The sequence below is a fragment of the Sphingobacterium pedocola genome (assembly GCF_015209965.1).
Classification (GTDB): Bacteria; Bacteroidota; Bacteroidia; order Sphingobacteriales; family Sphingobacteriaceae; genus Sphingobacterium; species Sphingobacterium pedocola.
Genome location: NZ_MU158693.1, coordinates 208,851 through 218,825 on the forward strand (window position 1 = coordinate 208,851; position 9,975 = coordinate 218,825).

Below are 9,975 nucleotides of genomic sequence, written 5' to 3' on the forward strand. Positions count from 1 at the left end.
AAAGAAAGAGTATTGTTTAGCATTTATAAAAAAGAGATAGCAAGTTATTTTAATTCGCTCATCGGATATTTAGCCATTGGGATGTTCCTTCTTTTGACCGGCCTTGTACTATGGTTTTTTCCAGATTCTTCTATTTTAGAGACAGGTTATGCATCGTTAGAAGGCTTTTTTTCAATTGCTCCTTATTTACTCTTATTTTTGGTTCCCGCTATCACCATGCGAAGTATTGCTGGAGAAAAAGCGGATGGCACCTACGAATTGCTCTTGAGTAGACCCATTTCATTGAAACAAATTGTTTTGGGAAAATATTTGGGCAGTTTAACCATTGTTACACTAGCGATATTACCAACATTAGTATACGCAGTTACAATCTATTTACTTGCGTTTCCGAAAGGTAATATTGATTTGGGAGCAACTATCGGCTCTTATCTAGGCTTAATATTACTTTCCAGTACCTTTGTAGCATTAAGTATTTTCTGTTCATCGCTTACACAAAATCCCATTGTAGCCTTCTTAGTTTCGGCACTTCTCTGTTTCGTTGCTTACTACGGTATTACGGCCATAGCTCAGCTGACCGTTTTTACCGCAATTGCCGACAGCCTAAAGAATGCCGGCATACAATCCCATTACGATGCCATTAGTAGAGGAGTTTTGACAGCAAAAGATTTTATTTATTTCGTTAGTTTTTCTGTTTTGTTTCTGACGTTTTCCATCGGTCATCTGGGTAGGTTTTTCAATACGAGAAAAAAAACTTTCACGGCTTATTTGACAGTGGTTGTCATCCTCCTACTCCTAAATCAATCCTTTTTTTATAATCAATTCGACCGATTAGACTTTACCGAAGACAAACGTTTTACGCTCACAGAAACCTCGAAAGACCTTGTCAAAAGCTTAGACAAAGAGGTTTACATTACGATTTTTTTAGGCGGGGACTTACCCAGTGGATTCCAGCAGTTACGTCTCGCGGCCATTGACATGGCCTCCGACCTAAGAGCCTATTCTAATGGACGTATTAAAATAAATCTGGTTGACCCATTGGAAGGGGATCAAAACCAGCAACAGGAATATACACAAGCGTTGATAAACCGAGGGTTGTATCCCACCAATTTAAGCGTTAAATCTGAAAGCGGATTCTCTCAAAAACTCATTTTTCCTGCTGCTATTGTCAATACGGAAGAGTTGGAGGTCAATGTAGACCTGCTTCAAAATAAAACGGGCGCAGATCCTGAACAGGTATTAAATAATTCCATTCAAAACCTGGAATATGCTTTCGCTTCAGCGATTAAAAAAGTTATTGAGCGAAAAACCTCCTATATTGGGTTTACCGAAGGACATGGCGAACCTACTGATTTGGAGTTATACGATGCCATGCATACCCTAATGACGGGAAACCAAGTAGGAAGAATTAATTTGGATTCAATAGATTTTAGCGGATTGAAGCAAATACAGGTTATTATCATAGCTAAGCCTACTCAACCTTTTTCGGAAAGTGAAAAGTACAAATTAGATTTTTTTATCCGCCACGGAGGAAATGTCATTTGGGCTGTCGATCAGCTCGACGCCAGTCTTGAAAACCTAAGATCAAAAGGTAGCCAACCTCTAATAGGGAGACAACTAAATATAGATGATCAACTTTTCCTATACGGCGCCCGGTTAAACTATAACATGGTAGCCGATCTAAACTGCGGGCAGATCCCTTTATCCGTTGGAAATATTGGTGGAAAAGCACAAATCGAACTCGCACCTTGGTATTTCTTTCCGATTATCATGCCGACCAACACACATCCAGTCGTGAGAAATTTAGATGGGATACACACTGAATTTATCGGCACCATAGATACCATTGCGACTGCAGGAATAAAAAAAGAAGTGATTTTGCAAACCTCCCCTTTTACCCGCATACTTAACACACCTGCTACGCTATCCTTACAAATGGTGGAAGAACAGCCTGACCCTACTAAATTCCGGACAAAACCCGAGCCTGTTGCTGTACTACTTTCCGGAAAGTTCCCTTATATCTTTGAAAATCGCCCTGCCCCATCCGGTATCATGTCGCCGGTCGATCTATCGAATACCTCGAATCCCGCGAAAATGCTTGTAATCTCCGATGGGGATTGGTTAATAAATCAAGTAAATACAAAAGATCAATCTCCTTATCCGTTGGGTTGGGATCGTTATACGGAACAACAATTTGCCAACAAAATATTCTTAGAAAATATCGTTGATTACCTCATGAATGAAGAAAGCTTGATTTCGTTACGAAATAGAGATGTCAAGCTTCGCTTACTCGACCAAGCCAAAGTAAAGGACGAAAAATTGGAATGGCAGGTGACTAACATCGTGCTTCCCCTCCTTCTCTTGTTCGTCATCGGCTTCGTTCAACAATACATACGCAAGAGGAAATATACATAACCTATTTTTTCATCGACCCCGCATCCATTAGTCGTAGATGCCAACTAAAGGCTTCCTCCAATAAATGCGGGGTATGTCCTCCACGTTCACTGGCGCGGTCAAAATACGATTGAAGCTGTTCCCTATAATCGGGATGCACACAGTTGTCAATAATCTTTTGTGCGCGTTCACGAGGTGCTAAACCTCTTAGATCAGCTAATCCAATATCTGTAACCAAAATATCTACATCGTGCTCGGTATGGTCCACATGTGATACCATCGGCAAGACGTGCGAAATTGCATTTTCTTTTGAAGCCGCTTGCGTCACAAAAATACTTAGGTATGCATTACGCGCAAAATCTCCAGATCCACCTATGCCATTCATTATTTTTGAGCCCGAAATGTGTGTAGAGTTTACGTTACCATAAATATCAAATTCAATCGCCGTATTAATCGCAATAACTCCCAAACGTCTGATCAGCCCCGGTGTGTTGGAAATATTCTGAGGTCTTAAAACAAACTTATCTCTGTATTTTTGCAAGTTGCCAAATACACGTTGATAGCAGTCTTTCGAAACGGTAACTGAAGAAGCTGAAGCAAAACTTAATTTACCCGCGTCGATTAAATCAAATGTACTATCCTGTAGTACCTCCGAAAACATCGTAAGATCGTAAAAGTTACTATCTTTAAATCCCATTAATACCGCATTCGCTACTTTACCGATCCCCGCCTGTATCGGCAGGAGACGATCCGTTAAATGACCGAGAAGAACCTCATTTTCAAAAAATTCCAAAATATGTTTTGCAATAGCCGTGGTTTTCGGATCAGCGGGTGCAATATCGGCTGGACTATCCAACATATCTGTAAATACGATACCAACAACCTTGCTGGGATCTAATGGAATCGTTTTACGACCGATCTTATTCCAAGGTGCTACAATAGGGATAACATTACGATATGGATAATCCTCCGCCTGATAAATATCGTGAATACCATACACCTCTTCAGATACAGCGGTATTAATTTCCAAAATAACTTGTTTCGCCAGTGCAGCAAATGTAACGGAGTTACCTACCGAAGTAGTCGGAACAATACTTCCATCCCGGTCTATATAAGCCACTTCTATCACAGCAATGTCAACAGGAGGTAAGTTTTTGTTATGCAGCAATTCTGCACTTTCGCTTAAATGCTGGTCGATAAAAAGTACTTCTCCAGTATTTATTTTACTACGTAAAGCGCGATCCACTTGAAAGGGCATACGTTTAGACAAAGCGCCAGCTTCCGCCAATTTACCATCTGTATCATGACCTAATGACGCACCGGTCATTAATGTTATTTTTAAATTCTCACTTTTTGCACGCGCTGCAAATGCCGGAAGGACCACTTTACTATCACCTGCTTTTGTAAAGCCGCTCGAGCCCACAACCATACCGTTATTAATAAGAAGAGCTGCCTGCTCAGCAGTCATTACTTTATCTTTTAAACTTTCTAAACGTATTCTTTCGTATGCCATTTTATGGTTCAATATTTTATGATTAATTTCTTATCAATAAGGTATCTATCCCGACGATAAAAATGATCTACAATATTAACAATTATTATGCTTAGCATTTTATTCAAACAAGACAATTACTTAATGAACGGAACCTCCTTAGCCTTAACCTCTTAATAATCCCCTACTTTTTTGGTTTTCTGGCTAAAATTAAGGAGATTTAGAGATTAATATAAGGATTTATGCAAAAGGAATATGTAAATAAATATTACATAACTGAAGTAGATGCCGTCGAAGATAGTATATATTGTCATCATGCGCTTTTGGGGGACAGCGTGATTACCGAACACAAGCACAAGAAAGGTCAATTCCTATATACAGAAGGAGGAGTCGTATTTCTGAAAACATCCCAAAAATCATATTTTCTACCTGCAAGACATTATATATGGATCCCACCGGGCATTAAGCACAGCATCCATCCAAGTTCTCCAAATGTGGTTATGCGCAACCTCTATTTCCCAATATTTGATACAGATACAGATTTCTATGATAAAATTAATATATACCCTGTAAATGATCTTTTGATTGAACTTATTATGTTCACGAACCGTTGGAACGGTAATATATTCCCAGCAGATGAAATCAAATACACCATTGCAAAAGCCTTTAAGCTCGTATTACCTGAACTTTCAAGTTCCAAACTTCCATTGGCCTTACCTTACCCACGACATGACGCATTAAAAGATATCGTTGCATTCTTGGAAGCTAACATTTCTGAAAATATCAGCTTTAAAACACTAGCTACGAAATTTGATCTTAGTGAGCGCACGTTAGCCCGTTTATTCCAAAATGAACTGAACATGTCTTTCATCCAGTACTATACAATCTTAAGGATGTTAACGGCGTTAAAACTTCTACTAGATGACAAATTAAGCATCAATGAGGTCGCGTTAGAAGTAGGGTATAGTAGCTTACCCACATTCAGCAATACATTCAATAAAATCATTGGCGTGAGACCCAGTGATTACGTAAAAAATAAAAACACCTTAATATAACCTTTTATCAACATGAAATTAAACTCCATAATACTAAGCCTATTTATGTTATCAACCATATCATACGGAACGAACTCCCGTGTTGATCATCCAAACGTAGCAATACCTCTTCCTATCCAACTTTTTAATGGAAAGGATATGAACGATTGGACAGCAAAAATCAGACTTCACGAAACCGGTGAAAATTATGCTCAAACTTTTCGTGTAGAAGACGGATTATTAAAAGTAAGATATGATGGGTATGATAATTTCAATCAGCAATATGGACACATAGCCTATAATAAACCATTTGGTCATTATATACTCCGTGTCGAATATCGGTTTGTGGGCGAACAAGCAAAAGGCGGCGAAGGCTGGGCATGGCGCAATAGTGGGGCAATGCTTCATGGGCAATCTCCACAAACTATGTTAAAAGATCAAGATTTTCCGATTTCGATAGAAGGACAGTTTCTGGGTGGTGATGGCACAGCTGAGCGCACTACTTCAAACCTATGTACTCCAGGTACCAATGTATACTACATGAATGAACTTTTTACGCCACACTGCACTAGTTCTACCTCCAACACTTACCATGGCGACCAGTGGGTAACAGCTGAGTTCGTTGTATTGGGAGACTCTATTATACGACATGTATTGGAAGGAAAAACTGTATTGGAATACACGAAGCCTCAAATTGGAGGCGGCAATGTATCTGACTTTGACAAAAATGCAAAACCAGATGGAAAAGCATTAACAGAAGGTTATATTTACCTGCAGAGTGAGAGTCATCCCATCGATTTTAGAAAAGTCGAATTATACGATCTATCGCCCTACAAAAACAATCCAGAAAAGTTGAATAATATTATCCAAAAGGTCATTAAATAGCTGTATTGACCGGAACCTTATCAGTAGATCTTTACTGATTCACGAATAAACAAGAAAAGGGATGTAAATTAATACATCCCTTTTCTTGCTTTATGTCTAAAAAATTAACCTAATTTATTAACTAATTTAGTCAATTTAGATTTGTTGTTAGAAGCTTTTTTCTTGTGAATTACGTTCTTCTTAGCCAAACGATCAAGCATTGAAATTACACGAGGTAGTAATGCTTGTGCTTCCTCTGCAGAAGTAGTAGTACGTAATTTCTTAATTGCGTTACGCGTTGTTTTTGCTTGGTAACGGTTTCTTAGACGCTTCGCAGCGTTAGCTCTAATTCTTTTGATCGCTGATTTATGATTTGCCATTTCTCTTAGCTAATTTTATTTTCTTTTTTACTATATTTCGGACTGCAAAAATAACGAGTTAATTCCATTATTCAAAATCTATTTTAAAGTTTATTTTAATTTCTCTTTAACAAGTCCATTTTTGATTTTTTAACGGAGCTTTAGCAAGCTCATCAAAGATAATCTTTACTTTTGATTTTTTAATTTGAAGATATGCAAAAATTATCGATGGATCAGTTGAATCGTACAGATCTAGAAACCTTCAAAAATCAGGAGAAAATACGAATTACTATCGTGTTAGACAATGTACGTAGTATGCATAATGTAGGATCGTCATTTCGAACAGCTGATGGATTTGCCATAGAACAGATTTTTCTTTGTGGTATCACAGCCACGCCGCCGCACCGTGAAATCGAAAAAACAGCACTAGGGGCAACACAATCTGTCCAATGGTCCTATCAGAAAGAAAGCCTGCAGGCGATAAGAGGCTTAAAGGAGCAGGGCTATAAAATTATTGCCATTGAACAAGCAGAAGGAAGCATCATGTTAAACAATTTTAAACCCATCACAGCAGAAAAATATGCGCTGGTATTTGGCAATGAAGTAAATGGTATAAGCGAGGAGATTATGGAAGTAATAGATGCGTGCATTGAAATTCCGCAATTCGGAACGAAGCATTCTTTTAATGTATCCGTAACGATCGGAATGGTGCTGTGGGATTTTGTAACTAAAATAAAATTTTAATAATTATTTTGGTATTTATACGCAAGCAAATTTTCGAAAGTCAATGCAAAATGGTAGATTTGCTATGCAAAAAATCAGAACAAATGAGTGTATTAGTCAATAAAGATTCTAAAGTTATCGTGCAAGGTTTTACAGGAACCGAAGGTACTTACCACGCAAGTCAAATGATTGAGTACGGAACACAAGTTGTTGGAGGTGTGACTCCTGGCAAGGGAGGTCAAACCCATCTCGATCGTCCTGTATTCAATTCTGTACAAGATGCCGTAGACAAAACTGGTGCTAACGTTTCTATCATATTCGTACCTCCTGCTTTCGCTGCCGACGCTATTATGGAGGCTGCAGCTGCAGGTATTGAAGTAATTGTATGTATTACTGAAGGTATTCCTACGAAGGATATGATTCAGGTAAAATCATATTTAAGTGATAAAAACTCTCGTTTAATTGGCCCCAACTGTCCGGGCATTATTACTGCTGAAGAAGCTAAAATTGGTATCATGCCAGGATTTATCTTCAAAAAAGGTAATGTAGGTGTGGTTTCTAAATCGGGTACATTGACGTACGAGGCTGTTGATCAAACCGTAAAAGCGGGACTGGGTATTACGACAGCTATAGGTATTGGTGGCGACCCTATTATCGGTACTACCACGAAAGAAGCTGTAGAACTGCTAATGAATGATCCAGAAACTGAAGCTATCATTATGATTGGCGAAATCGGCGGTGGAATGGAAGCAGAAGCAGCGCGTTGGATTAAAGAGTATGGTACAAAACCAGTAGTTGGCTTCATCGCAGGACAAACCGCGCCTCCGGGACGTCGTATGGGACACGCTGGTGCAATCGTTGGTGGTGCAGATGATACTGCCGCAGCGAAAATGAAGATCATGGCAGAATGCGGTATTCGTGTGGTAGAATCTCCTGCTGAGATTGGAAAGGCAATCGCTGAAGAACTAGCAAAATAAACTACTCCTTTATTAATATAAAAAAAGCTCGAAATAATTTCGAGCTTTTTTTATGTTTTGAATTTTTATCTGTTCTTTCATAAGACAATTTTTATTTAATTTCACTTGATCATTAAATAATTCCAAATTCGCCGTTATGAATAGATCTCTCTTTACCGCATTATATTGTCTTCTCGCCATTATCAGTTACGCGCAGGAGATCGATGAGGAATACGTCAAAAACAACTACACAAAGATTGAACAATACATTCCGATGCGAGATAGCGTGCGTTTATTTACTTCCATCTATATCCCAAAAGATAAGGCACAAAAGTATCCCATTTTATTAAATCGGACACCCTACACCGTTGCACCTTACGGAATAGAAAAAATGAAAAGATACCTAGGAAATTTCGCAGAAATGACAAAAGCCTGCTATATTTTGTCTATCAAGATGTACGCGGTAAGTGGATGAGTGAAGGTACGTTTGAAAACATCAGGCCAACCGGTACGATTGAAAACGGCCTTAAAATAGACGAAAGCACGGATACATATGATACCATTGACTGGTTGGTTAAGAATCTAAAAGAAAATAATGGTAATGTAGGTATGTATGGTATATCCTATCCAGGGTTCTATGCTACAACATCTCTGATCAACTCTCATCCCGCTTTAAAAGCAGTTTCCCCACAAGCCCCCGTTACCGATTGGTTTATAGGCGATGACTTCCATCACGGAGGAGCCCTTTTCTTGATGGATGCATTCAGATTTATGTACACCTTTGATGCGCAACGACCTCAGCCTATTACAAATATAAACAGTCCCAAAGGATTCGAATTACTTTCCAAAGATTACTACAAATTCTTTTTGGAAAACCCAACACTAAAGGTTCTTAAAGCGAAATATCTAAATCATACAGTAAAATTCTGGGATGACCTAGCTAAACATCCAACTCTCGACACATTTTGGATGAATAGAACAATCACCAATCACCTCAATTCTGTAAAACCCGCTGTAATGGTTGTAGGGGGTACTTTTGATGCAGAGGACGTTTACGGCACCTTTGAAACCTATAAGGCCATCGAAAAACAAAATATTAACAATAATAATATACTAGTTATTGGCCCATGGTACCACGGAGGTTGGGTAAGATCGGAAGGTGATAGCTTTGGAGATGTTCGATTCGGTGAGAAAACAAGTCAATATTATCAAAAAAACATAGAACTGCCTTTCTTCGAGTACCATTTGAAAGGAAAAGGTGATTTCAAGCCCGCCGAAGCTACTGTATATGTATCGGGATCTAATGAATGGAAAAAATTTGGACAATGGCCTCCGAAAGAAGTGACATCTACCCAATTATTTTTGCTTCCAAATGGAAAATTAGACAAGCAGGAAAATAAATCGCAGCAGAGCTACATCCAATATTACTCCGATCCGGCTAAACCCGTTCCATTTCAGGAAGGTATAATTACCGATCGAACGAGGGAATATATGATTGATGATCAACGTTTCACCTCGAATAGACCAGATGTAATCGTATTTGAAACGGAGCCATTGGCAGAAGATCTGACTATTGTTGGTCCTGTTACCGCCGATTTAAAGGTGTCAATGACAGGAACAGATGCAGATTTTGTCGTAAAAGTAATTGATGTTTATCCCGATACGAGCCATGCCACATCTCATTTATCCGAAAAGACTGTTATGTCTGGTTATCAAATGCTGGTAAGAGGTGAAGTTCTAAGAGGAAAATTCAGAAATAGCTATAGTAATCCGGAGCCATTCAATCCGGATGAAATTACCAGTGTTAATATCAAATTGCCGGATGTAGCACATACCTTCAAAAAAGGTCATAAATTGATGATCCAAATACAGCACAGTTGGTTTCCACTAGTAGACAGAAATCCAAATCAATTTATGGACATCTATAAAGCTGAACCCGAAGATTTCAAGCCAAACACACATCGCTTATATTTCGATCAAGATAATAGAAGTGTAATTGGATTTTCAATACTGAATCCCTAGAAAAATACACTAAGGATTAATCATTTGAGGACTTATGTCACTCCTCACAATAGATAATAGCCAATTTTGCAAGAAGTTACAAAAAACTTCCGGGTTAAATTAAATACAGGGGCAAAAAAAAAGAGCCCTTGCTG

Annotated in this window: 9 protein-coding genes; 7 read left to right on the forward strand and 2 right to left on the reverse strand. The window is 38.6% G+C overall.

Features of this window, described 5'->3' with window-relative positions; genetic code table 11:
* The first annotated feature begins 12 nt into the window (after positions 1 to 12).
* Positions 13 to 2,412, forward strand: coding sequence for a gliding motility-associated ABC transporter substrate-binding protein GldG (gldG, locus tag C4F40_RS20540; protein ID WP_196941301.1), 2,400 nt, complete (start codon positions 13 to 15; stop codon positions 2,410 to 2,412).
* 1 nt (position 2,413) lies between these two features.
* Here gldG and C4F40_RS20545 read toward each other — a convergent pair whose 3' ends face one another.
* Entirely contained in the window at positions 2,414 to 3,904 is a 1,491-nt protein-coding gene (locus tag C4F40_RS20545) for a succinate CoA transferase (protein ID WP_196941302.1), read from the reverse strand.
* Positions 3,905 to 4,125: 221 nt separating this feature from the next.
* Here C4F40_RS20545 and C4F40_RS20550 point away from each other — a divergent pair, with 221 nt between their 5' ends.
* Positions 4,126 to 4,938 carry a helix-turn-helix domain-containing protein gene (locus C4F40_RS20550; RefSeq protein WP_196941303.1) on the forward strand — a complete coding sequence of 271 codons (813 nt, stop codon included), beginning with the start codon at positions 4,126 to 4,128 and terminating at the stop codon, positions 4,936 to 4,938.
* 45 nt (positions 4,939 to 4,983) lie between these two features.
* Complete coding sequence (locus tag C4F40_RS20555) at positions 4,984 to 5,802, forward strand: 3-keto-disaccharide hydrolase (protein ID WP_196941304.1); 819 nt, start codon at positions 4,984 to 4,986, stop codon at positions 5,800 to 5,802.
* Between the two features lie 104 nt (positions 5,803 to 5,906).
* On the opposite strand, the gene rpsT is transcribed toward C4F40_RS20555, so the two are convergent.
* Entirely contained in the window at positions 5,907 to 6,161 is a 255-nt protein-coding gene (gene rpsT / locus C4F40_RS20560; protein WP_136903277.1) for a 30S ribosomal protein S20, read from the reverse strand.
* A 192-nt stretch (positions 6,162 to 6,353) separates the two neighbouring features.
* On the opposite strand from rpsT, the gene C4F40_RS20565 reads away from it, so the two are divergent.
* The 4 genes from C4F40_RS20565 (at position 6,354) to C4F40_RS20575 (ending at position 9,841) form a co-directional block, all read left to right on the forward strand.
* Positions 6,354 to 6,884, forward strand: a complete 531-nt coding sequence (locus C4F40_RS20565) for an RNA methyltransferase (protein ID WP_196941305.1) — start codon at positions 6,354 to 6,356, stop codon at positions 6,882 to 6,884.
* An 83-nt stretch (positions 6,885 to 6,967) separates the two neighbouring features.
* Positions 6,968 to 7,840 (forward strand): succinate--CoA ligase subunit alpha, encoded by an 873-nt coding sequence (gene sucD, locus C4F40_RS20570; protein WP_196941306.1) that lies wholly within the window; start codon positions 6,968 to 6,970, stop codon positions 7,838 to 7,840.
* A 136-nt stretch (positions 7,841 to 7,976) separates the two neighbouring features.
* On the forward strand, positions 7,977 to 8,294 hold the full coding sequence (locus tag C4F40_RS21710; RefSeq protein WP_313785886.1) for a CocE/NonD family hydrolase: 318 nt from the start codon (positions 7,977 to 7,979) through the stop codon (positions 8,292 to 8,294).
* Positions 8,291 to 9,841 carry a CocE/NonD family hydrolase gene (locus tag C4F40_RS20575; RefSeq protein WP_313785887.1) on the forward strand — a complete coding sequence of 517 codons (1,551 nt, stop codon included), beginning with the start codon at positions 8,291 to 8,293 and terminating at the stop codon, positions 9,839 to 9,841. Before C4F40_RS21710 ends, C4F40_RS20575 begins: the two co-directional genes overlap by 4 nt.
* Positions 9,842 to 9,975 lie beyond the last annotated feature (134 nt).